Source organism: Puia sp. (assembly GCF_035546395.1).
GTDB lineage: Bacteria > Bacteroidota > Bacteroidia > Chitinophagales > Chitinophagaceae > Puia.
Window position 1 is genome coordinate 467,851 of the sequence record NZ_DASZXR010000016.1, and the last position, 15,304, is coordinate 483,154.

Below are 15,304 nucleotides of genomic sequence, written 5' to 3' on the forward strand. Positions count from 1 at the left end.
TCTATGCCCGGACCGTTCGATCAACTCCTGGATTCCTTTAATCGCCTTCCAAACATCGTATGGGACGGGATCCTGCTCGGAGTTGCCGTGGTGATCGGGCTTGTCCTCAAGTTCCTGCTGGCCTTAATGCTGAGGCGTAAGCCCAGGCCGGGGCGACCCGCCTTTTCGGTCACCCGTAGCATATTATCGCGCCTGGGCCAGCCTTTCAGCTACTTTTTGCCCCTGCTGACCTTGAATTTCCTGCTGCCGCTGATGAAGATGAAGCCTAAAGTGGAGGCCTTTGTCGACCGGTCGGTGGGCATCCTGCTCACCGTCGCATTTGCCAATGTGCTGATCGCGGTGGTAAAGGTATTCGAGGACTATGCCTACCACACTTTCGACATCCAGAAAGCGGACAACCTGAAAGAACGGAAGATCCGGACGCAGCTGCAATTTATCCGGCGGCTGGCGATCAGCCTTATCCTGATCCTTGCGGCCTGTTTCATCCTGCTCAGCTTTAACAATCTGCGGCGTTTGGGGACGGGCTTGCTCACCGGGGTTGGCGTTGGGGGCATCATCATCGGATTCGCCGCCCAGAAGTCACTGGGGAACCTGCTCGCCGGGTTCCAGATCGCTTTCACGCAGCCCTTGCGCATCGACGATGTGCTGGTTGTGGAAGGGGAATGGGGCCGGGTGGAAGAGATCACCCTGACGTACGTCGTCCTGAATATCTGGGACCAGCGGCGGCTGATCCTGCCGATCAACTATTTTGTGGAGAAGCCGTTTCAAAACTGGACGCGTACGACGGCGGATATTCTGGGCACCGTCTTTCTCTATCTCGACTATTCCGTTTCGTTGGATGGACTCCGTAACGAGTTGAGCCGGCTGCTGGAAAACGATCCCCTGTGGGACAGGCGGGTGAAGGTCATGCAGGTGACCAATACCAGTGAACGAACGATGGAAGTGCGTGCGTTGATGAGCGCGAGCAGCAGCGGGAATGCGTTTGACCTGCGGTGCAATGTCCGCGAGGGGCTCATTGTCTATTTGCAAAAGAACTATCCGGATGCCTTCCCGATGGACAGGGTCCTTCTGAAAAGAAACCCTCCGCCGGCGGCAGAGGGTTCCGGCAATAGCTATGCATCGTAGTTAATGTCGCTGTCGTCGTCGTTCTTGTCGGTGCTGTATTCGTTGTTCTCCTCATCTTCTTCGCCAATGGCTTCATCGGCATCATCCTCATCGGCGCCGGGAACGTCGAGGTCGTCGCCGGTGACGTCACGGCCGAAACTGCCCTCGTTGAGCGGGTCGCCGTCGTCGTCGGTGCTGTCGAGGGCTGCTTCGTCGAGCACATCGTCTTCGGTGCCCACCTCACGGCCACCCACACGGGCCAGCGCAATGCGTTCTTCACGGGTCACATTGCTCTCGGAGTCGAGAAGATCATCGGGCTCGAGCACGTCGTCCCCTTCCTCATCGTCGGAGGAAGCGGTGGTGTCGGCCAGTTCCCCAAGCCGGGGCGGCTTTACATTTTCCTGTCCTGGAATGTCCTTCACCTCCGGGAGGTCGATCGAATTCTTGTCTTTCTTTGCCATACCAAACGTTTTAGACTTGTAAGTTACTTGATTTTTGAGTTGGGCTAAGGGGTGAATTGGACTGTGGATCGCCGGGAATGGGTTGGTTATGCAATAGGAATGCCCCGGAGAGCGAATTCAGGATTTAAACAGTATTTTTTGCTAATACGTTTTATCTACTATAAATATAAAAAACCCTTATTCATTAGTTATTAATTTTAAAAAGAGTAAGTTTTTTATATAAAAATCAATGAATTCTCCATAAATAATAAGGGTTATATTTAGAACTTCCTTACATTAGCAGTAGGATAAGGTCTAAATTCGAGTCGACTCACTACCCGGTATTTTCATACCGGGTTTTTCATTTTTTAGCGGTTTTTAGCGCGGCTATCCCGCAGACTTATAGACCCGCACATAATCGACTATCATCGAGCTGGGGAAAACAGCCTCATCCACCCCTTTCTGGCCTCCCCAGCCGCCACCGACGGCGATGTTGAGGATGAGGTGGAAACGCTGATCGAAGGGCCATTCGGCGAAGCCTCTGCCCGTGTTTGCAAAGGAAGTGTATTTGTTGCCATCCACGAAGAAGCGGATCTCTTTTGCGTCCCATTCGACGGCATATACATGAAAGGCGGTGTAAGGGTCTTTTAGAAAAAGGCCCTTTGTCTTTTGAGTGTGGATGACATGGTTGAAACTCTTTGTGTGGATGCTGCCGAACACGCTGTCGGGCATAAAGCCGACGTTCTCCATGATGTCGATCTCGCCGGAGGCCGGCCAGCCGCCATATTTCCAGTCGGTGGGCAGCATCCAGATAGCGGGCCAGCAGCCGCGGCCCGCGGGGAGTTTCGCGCGCACTTCGATGCGGCCGTAGAGCCAGTCGCCCTTGCCCTTGGTCACCAATCGCGCCGAAGTATAGTCCTTGCTCCCTTTTTCCTGCTTGCGGGCCGTGATCCAAAGATATCCCTCGCGAACCACGGCATTACTGGTATCGGCCCGGGTATAGTATTCGAGCTCGTTATTGCCCCAACCATTACCGCCAACGTCGTATGACCATTTGGTGGAATCCGGCAGACCGCCGTAGTTGAACTCGTCGGACCAGACCAGTTTGTAGTTGGATTGCCCCTGGGCGCAGGCAGTGAGGGCGAGAAGTGACAGGGCGATGGCAAGAGTTCTCATTTTTGTTCGATTTTCAATTGCTGGACAAGATCATGAAAATATTTAGGAGACCAAAGCGCTATTTTTTCCGGATGGGCAATGAAACGGCTGATATCGGCTTTGACCCGTTGCATGTCAACGGAGTCGATCCTGGTGCTGATCAGTTGTCGAAGTTCCGGTTCCGAGATAGCCGGTTTATGCCAATCGCCGCTGTCCTGCGCACGCAACAAAAAATGATGCAGGTTCAGCGGGACGCCTTTCCTGATGTACCATTCGAGATCATACCAGTCACGGCCTTTTACATTGTTCTTCCATTTTCGAAATAAGAATGCGTGCATTTTTCCAGCAAACAGGTTGTCGGGCGTGAAGCATTTGACGTAAAATGAGAACGGTTGAAGCAGAAGCCTTTCTTCCGTTTCAAAGCCAGGCGGCGGCTTTGTATCCACTTCCAATTTGATCTTTATATTGGCCTTTTGGTCCAGGCCATTTTGAGGGATAATGCTTTCCAGCACCAGTTCTTTCCACACGGTTTCGGATTTCAGAAAGGCGGATTCGATATTCGTTTTATTCGTTTTGTCCTTTTCTCGTACCGAGACCTCCATTCCCACTGCCGCAAATTCATTGCGGATCCCGTCCAGGTAATGATCCAGGGAAAATTTCGGATCCACCTGCAGCAGGGAAAAATCCAGGTCCTCCGAATACCGATCGAGACCGTGAAAGATCCGCAAGGCCGTCCCCCCATAGAAAGCCGCCTTTTCAAAGAAGCCCGTCCTCGAGAGGCCGGCAAGCGCAATATCCTGCATGATCTCGCGTAGCGCCTGCATAGCCTCCTCTTTATTGGCAGGATGATAGGTTTCCAACCATTCTTTTATCATAAGCCCTGAATTGCATTTATCAGCATTTGCAGACTGGTCTTCTTTGGTGCATCCTTTAGCCATTCGCCCATTATCCGGGTATTTAATTCCCGGAGTTGCGTTTCGTCCATTCGCAAATTTTCCAATAACCATTCACTCGCGGCCTTTCGGCTTCTGATGATGAGCCCGGAGGTGGAAATCACCTTATCGGCTAAAGCCTTTTCCGGAACAGCAATGAGGGCATATTGATCTTCGGAGAGTCCGATACGGCGAATCCCGAAGGCATAGTAAGGCAACGGCAGGCTCGTGTAACTGAAAGTTCCAAGGGGCGTATGGAATGTCCTCGATGTCTTTGTGGTCATAGAAGTCGTTTCAAATACCCTTTCGGGGATCAGCCCATAGTAAGACAGGGCCGAATCGAGAGATACATAGCTTGGACCGAGGATATGGTTGGCGAGAAGAAAGGGTTCGGGCCGGCCGCCGCCAAGTGCAGGACCGGCGACGTAGAGTCCCTTGCGAACGGGCGATAATATCCCCTTGCGCCGCAGGTCGTGTACCTTCTCGTTCGGCCGCTTATAACCCTTTAACAGTGAAAGCAATACCTGGTGTGTCAAGGGTTGAGTGGCAAATGATCGTATGGTCTGATGGATGTCCAACTCCACAAATGTAATAAATCAGTTGGATAATTGGCAGAAAACCGATTATCCCTTGATAATTTTACATTCCTTGGTCAAAAAACAATAGGATAATCGCCATAATACCAATTATCCTATTGAAAAAGTGCAGCCTGAATCTTATTCCGAATACGCCAGCGCTCCGGCGGGTTGAAAATTAAAGTATTGACGGGCATTGTAGTAGCAGATATCCCGGACGATCTTGCCGATCCATTCCAGGTCATCGGGCAATTCCCCGTTGGTCATCTCCTCGCCGAAAAGGTTGCAGAGCAGACGGCGGAAGTACTCATGACGGGGAAAGGAAAGGAAGCTGCGGGAATCCGTCAACATCCCCACGAAACGGCTGAGCAAGCCCATATTGGAGAGCGCGTTGATCTGCCGGATCATCCCGTCCTTTTGATCGAGAAACCACCAGCCCGAACCGAACTGCACTTTACCGGCGATGGAGCCGTCGTTGAAGTTGCCGATCATGGTTGCAAAGAGCTCGTTGTCGGCGGGATTGAGATTATAGAGGATCGTGCGGGCCAGCTTGTCTTCCTTGTCGAGGCGATCGAGGAACCGCGCGAGAGCGCGGCCCTGGGAGAAGTCGCCGATCGAGTCCCAGCCGGTGTCGGGCCCGAGCTTTTGCATCATCCGGCTGTTGTTGTTGCGCAGGGCCCCGAGATGGTACTGCTGGACCCATCCTTTCTCCCAATCCCATTCGGCGAAGTGAACGAGCATGGCGGACTTGAATTTCCGGCGCTCGGTATCATTGAGCTCTTTGCCCGCACGGACCTTATTGAAGATGGCTTCCACTTCCCAGCCGGTGAATTCCTCGACATAGATCTCCTCGAGGCCGTGGTCGCTGACGGTGCAGCCCATGGAGGCGAAGAAGTCGTGGCGATTCTCGAGGGCGAAGAGATAGTCGTTGAAATTGGAGATGGCGACATTCGTGCTGGCCTCGAGCCGCTTTATATACGCATTGAATTTTGACGGCTCGTCGACATTCATTGCCGTATCGGGGCGGAAGGCCGGAAGGATCGGTATCTCGAACCCCTCCTGTTTCAGTTGGGCGTGGAATTCGAGGGTGTCGACGGGATCGTCGGTCGTACAGACGGTGCGGACATTCATCCGGCGAAGGAGGTTGCGGACGGAGTATTCCTTTGTCTGGAGTTTAGCCGAACAGGTGTCGTAAACCTTCTTCGCCGTGCGGGGCGAGAGGATGTCATGAATATCGAAATACCGCTGGAGTTCGAGATGGGTCCAGTGATAGAGAGGATTGCGCAGGGTATAGGGAACCGTTTCGGCCCATTTCTGAAATTTATCCCAGTCGGGGCGGTCGCCCGTACAATAGCCTTCGTCTACACCGTTAGTGCGCATGGCCCGCCATTTGTAGTGATCGCCGGCCAACCACGCCTGCGTCAGGTTTTGGAACTGGTGATCGGCGGCTATCTGTTGCGGGGACAGGTGACAGTGGTAGTCGATCACCGGCATTTCGCGGGCATAGTCATGGTAAAGCCTGCGGGCGGCTTCGCTGTTTAGCAGGAAATTCTCGTCCAGGAAATTTTTCATGTTTTTCTCATTTTGTATGTGCTCCGGCCAACAGCCACTGGGCCAGATCGCGGGCAGCATTGTAGTTCTCAAAATCGGCCGGAAGCTTTCTTCCGTCGGTGTATTCATTATAGAACCAGGGGTCGCCGACGGCGAAGACGACGCCCTTCCCCACCCTGGCGACGGCCATAATGTTGTGGCCTGCGTCCGTAAATGCCGGTTTGGCGCGTCCGGATAAGGTCAGGGTGCTGAGTTCCTTGATGTAAATTTTTCGGGTATTCCTGAAAATCTCATGAAAATAGCCAACTCCGTTGGCCTGGCCATCCTGCCCCGTCATGGCAAAGGCGCCCATTTCGAACTGGCTGCCCGTTACCTTGTGGTAACAGTCGTAGTTGAACTGGACGCCAAAACGGGCGGCCAGCCGGTTGAAATGAGTGAATTCGCAGTTAGCGGAGTCATTGGCCATCAGGACCAGGACGCCCCCGGCCTTTACCCAATTTTCGATGGCATCGATATCGGCGTCACTGGGATAATTGGGAACAGGCGATTCTCTTTCGTTGTCGGGATCGACGATGATATAAACGGAGGCTTTTGCGAGGTTGCCGGCAGAGGGCGCTATGGAAAGCGTGTCGGTCCGGGCGCCCAGTTTGTTGAAGATATGGCCCCAGATGGCATACCCGTTGTTATCCAATTCGTCCCAGATATAGTGGAAACGGACGCTCGCTCCGGTGATGTCCTTATGGTGTTCGTTGTTGAAATATTGGTCCAGCAGGACGGTTTTGCCCGTTGGCGGCTTCATGGCCATTTCGTCCGCGGCCAGCAGAAAGGCGCCGACGCCTTTGGGGTCGTTGGGGACCACCTTTTCGCTGGTATAGTAATGGTAGCTGCCGTCCCGGTAGGGATTACCGCCGAGGCCGCTGACGCTGACCGTGCCCTCGAGGGCGCCATTGCTGAAAAACTTCTTTTGGATACCCTGCCAGCCTTTTTCGGGGCGGTAGGTGTCGGGCAGATAGCCTTTCCGGACGGCTTTGGCAAGGGTATAGACAAACATACAGCTGGCAGAGGCTTCAAGGTAGTTGCCTTTTTCGTTGGGTTTGTCGAGGATGTCCCACCAGCAGCCGGTGGCGGGGTCCTGGACTTTTTTTATCGCGGCGGCATAGCGGGTGAGGATAGGTTCGAGGAATACGCGCCGGTTGGCAGGTAGATAGTCCATTGCGTCGACGAGGGCCATGCCATACCAGCCCATGGCGCGGGCCCAGAAATGGGGGGAACGGCCGGTTTCCTTGTCGGCCCATTTCTCCTTTTTGGATTCATCCCAGCCATGATAAAGGAGGCCGGTGGCCTTGTCGCGGGTGTTGGCCTCGATCGCCGTGAATTGTTTTACGATGTCGCCGAAGACACTGTCCTCATGAAATTCGGCGGCGTATTCGGCGAAGAAGGGCTGGGCCATATACAGGCCGTCGAGCCAGACCTGCTCGGTGTATTTCTTTTTATGCCAGAAGCTGCCCTGGGAGGTGCGGGGTTGCTGCCTTAATTGCTCGCGGAGCGTATTTGCGGCCTTGTAGTATTGCTTTTGACCGGTGACGTTGTAGAGCATCAGCAGGAGGCGGCCGCAGAGGATGTTGTCGAGGTTATAGTCTTCGGACTTGTAAGTGCGGATATTGCCTTCTTTGTCGACCAGCCGGTCCATCTGGTGTTGGATATATTTGAAATAGCGGGCGTCGCCGGTGTTGTACCAGAGGCCTTCGAGGCCTTTCCAAACGACGCCATTGTCATAGGCCCAGTGGATCTTTGTGGAGTCGCCCGTGTCGGGCCAGAGTTGCAGGACGGTGGAGGCCATGGAAATCGCGGGATCGGCGGCGTCCGAAGGTCCGCCGCCGGATTGAGCGGCGGCGCCGGCGCCGATCAGGATCGCAAGGACGATTATGGATGGTTTTTTCATGTATCTAGTTTAATGTGGGATCCCATTTGTCATGGAAAAGCCAGGCCAAAGTGATGGACCGCGGAGGGATCGCCAGGTTATTCGCATACCACGAATAGGCCTTGCCCGGTTTATCGCAGCCGTAGTAGTAGATCCGGCGGCCCCACCGGATCACATTGGTCGTGGGGACGAGATAGATATCCTGGTCGGCCATGTTAGCGGCGAAATGGCAGCCGATGAGATAGAATTGGGCGTCGCGATGATAGCGGCCGAGCCTAAACCCATCGTACCCGGTGAAGGTACAGTCCTTGAGGACGGTCTTCGAGTCGGGGTCTGCGGAGCCGTCGTGCCAGATGCAGGCAGGTCCGTTATCGGCCTTAAAGGTACAATGTTCGGCCCAGGCCCAGCCACGCGGACAATAAAAGTCGACACCCCCTTCCATATAACAGTCCTTAAAGTAAAACAAGCCGTCGGTAACGTTCCAGGGGCTTACCGTATCGCCGCCATAGGCCTTGAAGATGCAGTTGATGGCTTTCAATCTTGTGGTCTGGAAGCTTCTCAACGCCATCTGATGCCCTTCGCGGCCGATCGTCTTTGCCGAGTCCCCGCATCGGATGGTCGTGTTGGGTGCAGGGTTATCGTAGCCGTACGTGTTCTCTATCGTAAGGTTCTTCAGAGTGATATCGCTACCGCGGAGGTTGAGCGTGGCGACGCCCCAGTCGGTTTCGTGCTCGCAGCGCCAGGCGTCGCGGGCGAGGGCGAAAGCGAGAATGGTCTTCTCCCTGTCTTCGCCCTCGAGGATGATATTGTTCTTTTCGATAAAGATCTTCTCGTTGTAGACGCCCTTTTTGACCAGGATATGGCGGGGCGCGACAGAGTCGGGCGCCAGGCTGTTGATGGCAGCCTGAACGCTGGTGAAATTACCGTGACCTGACGCATCGACGATGATCGTAATGGCGAGAAGCAGCTTCATATCGTTAATTTCGGGACTCTATTTTAATATCGCCCGTTTTTTTACGCAAACGTTACCGTGCATTTTGTTCTGACGCTCTCATAGGCTTTTTCGATGACCCGGATGATCCGGACGCCTTCTTCCGGCGTAACGGGCAACGGGGCATTATTGCGGATCGCCTCGTACATCCCGGTGAAATAGTCCATATAGTTGCCGCGTTCGGTGGGGACGCGTTCTCTTACCTCTTTTCCGTCGATCTCGGTATGAAGCAGTCCCTGCTCGGTTTGCGACTCGACTCCCCAATCGTCGCCGACGGGCATCTCACCGGCCAGCAGGCGCCGTTCCTGCACGTCGGTTCGGTTCTTGAGGAAGGTACCCATATGACCGAACACGCTATAGGCGGGAATCGGCTCGCGCACCAGGTAGCTCGACTTGATGCGGCAGCGGAATCCCGGGTAGAAGAGGAGGACTTCCATGTAATCGTCTACCAGCGAGTGTTCGCGGATGATAAAGATATCGGCGAACACTGCATCGGGGTCGCCAAAGAGTTGCAAGGCCTGGTCGATCATATGAGAGCCGAGGTCGTATAGCAGGCCGCGGCCGGGACCGGGTGTTTCCTTATGGACCTTGGGGCTCAGGGCAGGCGTATAGCGGTCGTAGTGGAACTCCGCTTCGACGAGTTTGCCGAGTACGCCCGAGTCGATGACTTTTTTTACGGTCCGGTAGTCGCTGTCGAAGCGGCGGCTTTGGTAGGAGGATATCTTTTTGCCCTGTTCTTCTGCCAGGTCGATCAGCTGCCATCCTTCTTCCTCGGTGACGGCGAAGGGTTTCTCGACGATAACATGCTTTCCGGCGAGGAGGGCTTGCCGGGCGTACTCGAAATGCGTAAAGTTCGGGGTGTTGACGATCACCAGCTCGACGGCCGGGTCGGACAGCAACTCTTCATAGGTGCGGACGACCTTTACATCGGGATAGATGGCTTTTGCGAGGTTCTTCTCGCGTTCCCATACCGAGTAGAATTCGAAACCGGGGTTTACGTGCAGAAAGGGGGCGTGGAATACGCGTCCCGACATACCGAAGCTGCAGATGGCCGTCTTGATGGGTGTCATATTGATCATCATTTTTGTTGCAAAGCATTTTGCGCGGCCCCATAGTTAAAGGCCGCCTCGTGGACTGCTTTGGAACGATCGGTATTGGCGACGGATATATTCGCGCTTTTATTCCCGTTGATGCTAAAAAGCAAGCCGGCGCCTGCATTGTAGCCGATGGTATCAAAATGCAGGTTGCTGCTGTTCTCCACGTACACGACGGGTTGGGCCGTATCGGTAGTGATCAGCCGGATATTCTTCAGGCCGATGTTTTGTGCTTCGATAAGCTCGGCGCCTTTAGCAGCCTTTAGCACCATATCCGAGAGTTCGATCTCCCGGATGTTCATTTCAGGCAGTCCACGCACAAATATACCCTCTTCGGCCCCATCACAGACAATATTGCTGATATGAATGTCCCGGAATCGGGGTGTCGCCTCGGTGACGGCCGGGACATCGACGGTCGTCTTGCCGGAATAGACATCCGCAATGGCGGGCGGGTGGGCAAAATAGTACATATCGAGGAAGACGGCCTGGTGGACGATGTCCCGCATATTGATGTTCTTTACATAAATCTTTTCCACTATGCCGCCGCGGCCGCGGACGGTTTTGAACCGCAGGCCGATATCGGTGCCGATGAAGGAGCAGTCGGAGACGAAGATGTTCCTCGCGCCGCCGGACATTTCGCTGCCGATAACAAAGCCCCCGTGCGCCCGGTAAACAACATCATTACGCACGATCATTTCTTCGGTAGGACGCCCTCGTTTGCGGCCATCCTCGTCACGGCCTGACTTGACGCAGATGCCATCGTCGCCCGCATCGAAGGTGCTGTTCTCGATGAGGACCCGCCGGCAGGATTCGACATCGATGCCGTCGCCGTTGGCGGCATACCAGGGGTTGCGGACGTGGACGTCGTCGACGGAAAGGTCTTCGCAAAGCAGGGTATGGAGGCACCAGGCGGGAGAGTTCCGGAAGGTGGCGCCTTCAAGGAGCACTTTTTTGCAATTGTTGAGGACGAGGAGGTTGGGCCGGAGGAAATCGCGGATGTCGGCAAAATCTGCAACCGTCATCCCGGGTTTTAGCCAACCCGCATCCTTTGTACGATAGCCTTTCAGCGATCGTTCGGAGGGAAACCAGGTCTTGCCGTCTTCGGTAACGACCCCGCCGGAGGCGACCTTATGTTTCCATTCACCCTCCGTGAGCCGGTCTTTGGCGATCCAACGCCAGCCGTCGCCATTGCCGTCGATGATGCCGCCGCCGGTAATGGCGATGTTGATGAGGCCGGTGCCCGACAGCGGTGACTGGCAGCGGGCCGCCGGGTGGCCTTCCCAGTTGCCGGCGATAATGGGGTATTGGTCCTTGTCGGCGGTGAACTGGAGGATCGCTGCGCGATCGATGTGAAGGTTGACGTTGGACTTCATGACAACAGGACCGGTGAGCCAGAGGCCCGCCGGGACATTCACGACTCCCCCACCCTTGCGGCTGCATTCGTCGATAGCCGCGTTTATCGCTTTCGTGTTCAGGGTGACGCCATCTGCGACGGCGCCGAATCGGGTTATATTGAACGTATCTTTTTTGAAAGAAGGTTTATGGACCCGGGGCAGGTTGGCCCAGGAGTAATTTTGGGCGAAAAGAGTGTGAGCGGTAAGCACCATCACAGTTGTCCATAAAGCACGCATACAGGTCGATTTATTTGCCATAAAGATATGCTGTCAACGTGACATTTAATTTAATTATTGGCCTTCGGCGGTCACCCTCCGGGTGTCCAATCTCCGAAAACGTTCCGGGCGGGATATGTTTTCCGGGCCGGCAGTGCACATAGACGACACTGGCATAGGGACGCCAGGGGCGGCACGCTGATGCGATGTAAGGAATACTTCGCCTTCCACCCCCGATATTCGTCGAGGACGCGTTGGGGCGAATAGGTGTACCAGCCATAACCGTCACGGCGTTCGCGGTCGACTTCGGCGAGGGAATAAACAACCTTGCTGTCGCGATTGCAGAAGAGCGGCCGGTGGGTCTTCAACTCGTAATACCGGGTCCAGATGGGCGGGGCCGTGGAATCGACGACCACGATGCGGTCGCTGTTGCTGACGCGGAAGGGGGTGACCATGCGGTCGGCGGGGATGGTCTGGATGCGGGTGTTGGCGATGGCCGACTCGCGGAACCAGGCGACGGCATTATCGATGGCGGTTTTGACAGCCGGGCTGGGGTTGTCGAGGCTCATGAGGAAGAGCACAAGGTCGGCGCTTTCCTTATTACAGATGGAGGGCGGTTCGAATTTGCGGGCCCAGGCGGGCTTGAGCGTTTTTTCGTCGTACTGCTGGCACCAGGCGGTGGGTTTGCCCGCGTCATCGATCTGGGTCTTCAGGATGCATTCCAGGCCTTTGTCGAAGGCGGCGCCGAGGCGTTGACGGAGACGGCCGTCGACGAAAGCGTATTGGGGTTTGTTATCCCTGACGTCTTTCAATACGCGCATGATGCCTTCATAGGCGCCGTCGTTGAAAGTGATCCGGCGGCTGTAGTTGTTCTCGAGGGGATAGTACTGGGGCCAGCCGCCGTTGTTGTATTGGGCGGCAAGGATGAATTCGAGACCCTTTTTTGCAGCATCGCTGTAACGGTCATCATGGAGGGAGTTCCACGCGAAGGCCAGCGCCGCGATGTGGCTATACGTGGCGCCGTTGTCGAAGGTGGTGTTGGTCTGGGTTTTGGCGGCCAGCAGGCTGTCCTTTTGAGCGGCGCTGAGCACCGCGAACGGATCGTAGTTCTTTGGCCAGCCGCCGTTGGCTTTTTGCAGCAGGAGGATGTTGTCGGCGATGGCTTTTACTTCCGTGGGTCGATGGCGGGGCCGGCCGGGAAGCGGGTTGATAATGTTTTCCCTGTTGAAGATGGCGTACCAGTGGCCGGCATTGTCGGCGAATGGCCCGGGATCCATCTGCGCCTGCCCGGCGCCGGCTGCCGTTGCTGCAACTCCATTTGCCGCGACCGCGTTGGCGCTTACGATATGATCGGCAAGTCCGGTCTTGAGGCTGCGGATATCCGCCAGCACCAGCTCAGCCATCTTCCGCGCGCCCAGCTCGCTGAAGTGGGTGTCGTCCTGTCTCCCATCGGGATAATTCGGGTGTTCGCCCGGGCGGAGATAGTTGAACAGCCATTTTGAGCCCTCGGGACCGGCCTCCTGCAGCAGGCTCATACTTTCTTTGTCAAGATCGATCAGCGGCGTCCTCTGTTCCCCGGCCACCCTCCGAACGATCGGTGCGTACACCGGATGCGTCTCCACGATATGTCCCCCGGCGTCGAATTTCCGGCGGGCAACGGGAGTGATCAGGATAGGAATGGCCCCCTTATCCCGGGATTCTTTTATAAACCGGATCAAATTAGCCGCAAAGGCGTCTTCGGGAGTGTAAGTGGCTTTCGTAGGCACTTCGTCATTGTGGCCGAACTGGATCAACACATAATCCCCGGGATGAAGGTCCTTCACCACCGCGTCCCAGCGGCCTTCGGCGATAAAGGACTTCGTGCTCCGGCCGTTCTTTGCCCGGTTGTCGACGAGAATGGTGGAATCGAAGAAATGTTCAAAAGGCATACCCCAACCGGTCTCGGGGTATGCCTTTATCTCTTTATCGGACATCGTGCTGTCCCCGATGAGCCAGACCGTGGTGCGGGTCGGACGCGGGACGAAAGCCGTCAGCGTGAGGAGAGCGAATGTAGATGCGATCCGCTTAATATCCATAGTCCTGTTTTAGGTTCTTATTGGCATCCAGCGCCTGCTGGGGTATGGGCAGCAGTTCGCTGTGATTGGGCGTGAAATAGTAGGCGTAACCGTTGGATGAACCGGAGGCGCTCAGGATGCCGTTCACGGCCTTCGAGATCCAAAGGATACGTTTGAAGCTCGAGTCTGTCGAGCCCTGGCGCGGGGTATAAAAGGAAGTCTTGAATTGGAGGCCGGTGGCGACGACGGATTTTGCCGAGTCATAGAATATCGAGTCGGGCAGGTTGGCGAAGTTGAGCGGGTTGGTGTTGTAGCTACCGGTGAATCCGCCTTTTCTCGCCGCCATGGCGTTGAGGTTGGCCTTTGCATCGGCAAGACGCTGCGCGATGAGGTTCCAGCGGATAAGATCGAATTTGCGGATGCCTTCGCCGCCGAATTCCAGCGAACGTTCCAGTACGATCGCATTGAAGAAGCCGGTGTAGTCGGCCGGGGTCGTTCCGATGGAGTTTTTGCCATAAGCCCGTTTTCTCACGCTTTGAAAGGCCGTAATGGCCGCGGGCGTGGGTCCATTGTTCAGTTCGTTCTCGGTCTCGGCGAACATAAGCAGGATGTCCGAATACCGCTGCAACGGCCAGTCGATGCCGAAATATTGGGCGGTGGAGCTGTTCAGCTGAGAGGGATTGGAGATCCAGTCTCTTCTGAACTTGCCCTCTACAAGCGTCGTCGGGGTGCGGGGAGCGAGGATATTGAGATCTTTTCCGACGTCATAGCCGGCGCAGGTTACGTCGCGGCGGCTGTCGGTGGAATCGAAGAGATAAAAGTAGGTGGGCAGAACGGCGATGGCGGCATTACCGAGGCCATTGACCTTGTTGCCGTCGTAATATCCCAGCTTGCTGTCATTGGCTCCGGCTCCGCCGGTCATGGCCACGCGGAACAGGATCTCGCCGACAGGGTCGGGGGAATGGGCGTCCAGGGATCCCTTGAATACGGTGTTGAAGCTGGCGTTCAGTGCGTGTTGATCGGGACGGGCCATGATCGCCTGGCATTCGTCGTGGGCGATCTGGTAATAGGTCTTATAGTCGGCGGGCCGGGCCATCGTCTGACCGTAGGAACTTGCGGCGCTGCGCAGGGAGTAGCCGCCGCGGAACAGGGCAATGCGGGCGCGCAGGCCTCTTACGGCACCCTGGGTGATGCGTTCATCGTTGACGGGATCACCGAGGGCGGCGACCTCGGTGCGCCAGGGGACGAGGCTTTCCGCCTGCAGAAGATCGTCAAGGAGATGGTTATAGATCGTGTCCCGATCGGTCTTACCGAGGAAGAAATTGGTCAACTGGGAGGAGGGAACCCATTGGGCGGGAACGTCCCCCCAGTTGCGGACCAGCTCGAAGTAGTATTGAGCGCGGAGGGTGAGCGCCTCTCCCACAAGGCGCTTCAATTCGCCGACTTGTGCCGGGGTACCATTCGAATAGAGCGCCATTTTAGGGATATTGTAGATGCAGATATTGGCGCGTTCGATGCCCTGGTAGAGCTGGTTCCAGGGAGAATATAGCTGGGCGTTGCCGGCGTTGACGTTGTAGTGGGCGATATCGCCGCGGTCGTTGTCTCCGATCTGGTGGAGGCCCATCATCTCATCATTGTCATAAGGGTAGTACATGCTGATCCGGATCCCGTAGCCGTTATCGCCTTCCAGGTCCTGGTAGGCTCCCAGTACGGCCTTTTGCGCGTTTTGGACATTGCTGAAGACATAGTCGGGGCTGAAGGAGGAGACGGCTTGCGGCTCGAGGTATTTCTTACAGGAACCCACCAGGAGGAATACCGCTGCCAGGGAGAGGGCTGCTATTCGGAGTATGGGTGATTGATGTCGCATAGTCATTTTT

At 55.5% G+C, this 15,304-nt stretch carries 12 protein-coding genes; 1 reads left to right on the forward strand and 11 read right to left on the reverse strand.

Translation table 11 applies throughout. The annotated features are described in order from the left end of the window. Positions 1-3: 3 nt before the first annotated feature. Complete coding sequence (locus VHE34_RS23180) at positions 4-1,125, forward strand: mechanosensitive ion channel family protein (RefSeq protein WP_325592355.1); 1,122 nt, start codon at positions 4-6, stop codon at positions 1,123-1,125. On the opposite strand, the gene VHE34_RS23185 is transcribed toward VHE34_RS23180, so the two are convergent. From VHE34_RS23185 to VHE34_RS23235, 11 genes are all read right to left on the reverse strand, one after another. Next, a complete protein-coding gene (locus VHE34_RS23185) occupies positions 1,113-1,565 on the reverse strand; it encodes a hypothetical protein (protein ID WP_325592356.1) in 453 nt (150 codons plus the stop codon). The two genes, VHE34_RS23180 and VHE34_RS23185, sit on opposite strands and share 13 nt — an antisense overlap. 366 nt (positions 1,566-1,931) lie before the next feature. Then, on the reverse strand, positions 1,932-2,720 hold the full coding sequence (locus VHE34_RS23190; RefSeq protein WP_325592357.1) for a glycoside hydrolase family 16 protein: 789 nt from the start codon (positions 2,718-2,720) through the stop codon (positions 1,932-1,934). Further along, positions 2,717-3,574, reverse strand: a complete 858-nt coding sequence (locus VHE34_RS23195; RefSeq protein ID WP_325592359.1) for a nucleotidyl transferase AbiEii/AbiGii toxin family protein — start codon at positions 3,572-3,574, stop codon at positions 2,717-2,719. Before VHE34_RS23195 ends, VHE34_RS23190 begins: the two co-directional genes overlap by 4 nt. Next, entirely contained in the window at positions 3,571-4,167 is a 597-nt protein-coding gene (locus VHE34_RS23200) for a hypothetical protein (RefSeq protein WP_325592361.1), read from the reverse strand. Before VHE34_RS23200 ends, VHE34_RS23195 begins: the two co-directional genes overlap by 4 nt. A gap of 180 nt (positions 4,168-4,347) precedes the next feature. Beyond that, a complete protein-coding gene (gene uxaC / locus VHE34_RS23205; RefSeq protein ID WP_325592362.1) occupies positions 4,348-5,778 on the reverse strand; it encodes a glucuronate isomerase in 1,431 nt (476 codons plus the stop codon). 7 nt (positions 5,779-5,785) lie between these two features. Then, the gene (locus tag VHE34_RS23210) at positions 5,786-7,699 is read right to left on the reverse strand and encodes a glycoside hydrolase family 88 protein (protein ID WP_325592363.1); all 1,914 of its coding nucleotides are present in this window, start codon (positions 7,697-7,699) and stop codon (positions 5,786-5,788) included. A 4-nt stretch (positions 7,700-7,703) separates the two neighbouring features. Further along, positions 7,704-8,651, reverse strand: coding sequence for a pectinesterase family protein (locus tag VHE34_RS23215; protein ID WP_325592365.1), 948 nt, complete (start codon positions 8,649-8,651; stop codon positions 7,704-7,706). Positions 8,652-8,692: 41 nt separating this feature from the next. Then, on the reverse strand, positions 8,693-9,739 hold the full coding sequence (locus VHE34_RS23220; RefSeq protein WP_325592366.1) for a Gfo/Idh/MocA family oxidoreductase: 1,047 nt from the start codon (positions 9,737-9,739) through the stop codon (positions 8,693-8,695). Between the two features lie 8 nt (positions 9,740-9,747). Then, positions 9,748-11,394 (reverse strand): glycoside hydrolase family 28 protein, encoded by a 1,647-nt coding sequence (locus VHE34_RS23225; RefSeq protein ID WP_325592367.1) that lies wholly within the window; start codon positions 11,392-11,394, stop codon positions 9,748-9,750. A gap of 71 nt (positions 11,395-11,465) precedes the next feature. Next, a complete protein-coding gene (gene pelA / locus VHE34_RS23230) occupies positions 11,466-13,448 on the reverse strand; it encodes a pectate lyase (protein ID WP_325592369.1) in 1,983 nt (660 codons plus the stop codon). Beyond that, a complete protein-coding gene (locus VHE34_RS23235) occupies positions 13,438-15,294 on the reverse strand; it encodes a RagB/SusD family nutrient uptake outer membrane protein (protein ID WP_325592371.1) in 1,857 nt (618 codons plus the stop codon). Before VHE34_RS23235 ends, pelA begins: the two co-directional genes overlap by 11 nt. Positions 15,295-15,304: the final 10 nt, after the last annotated feature.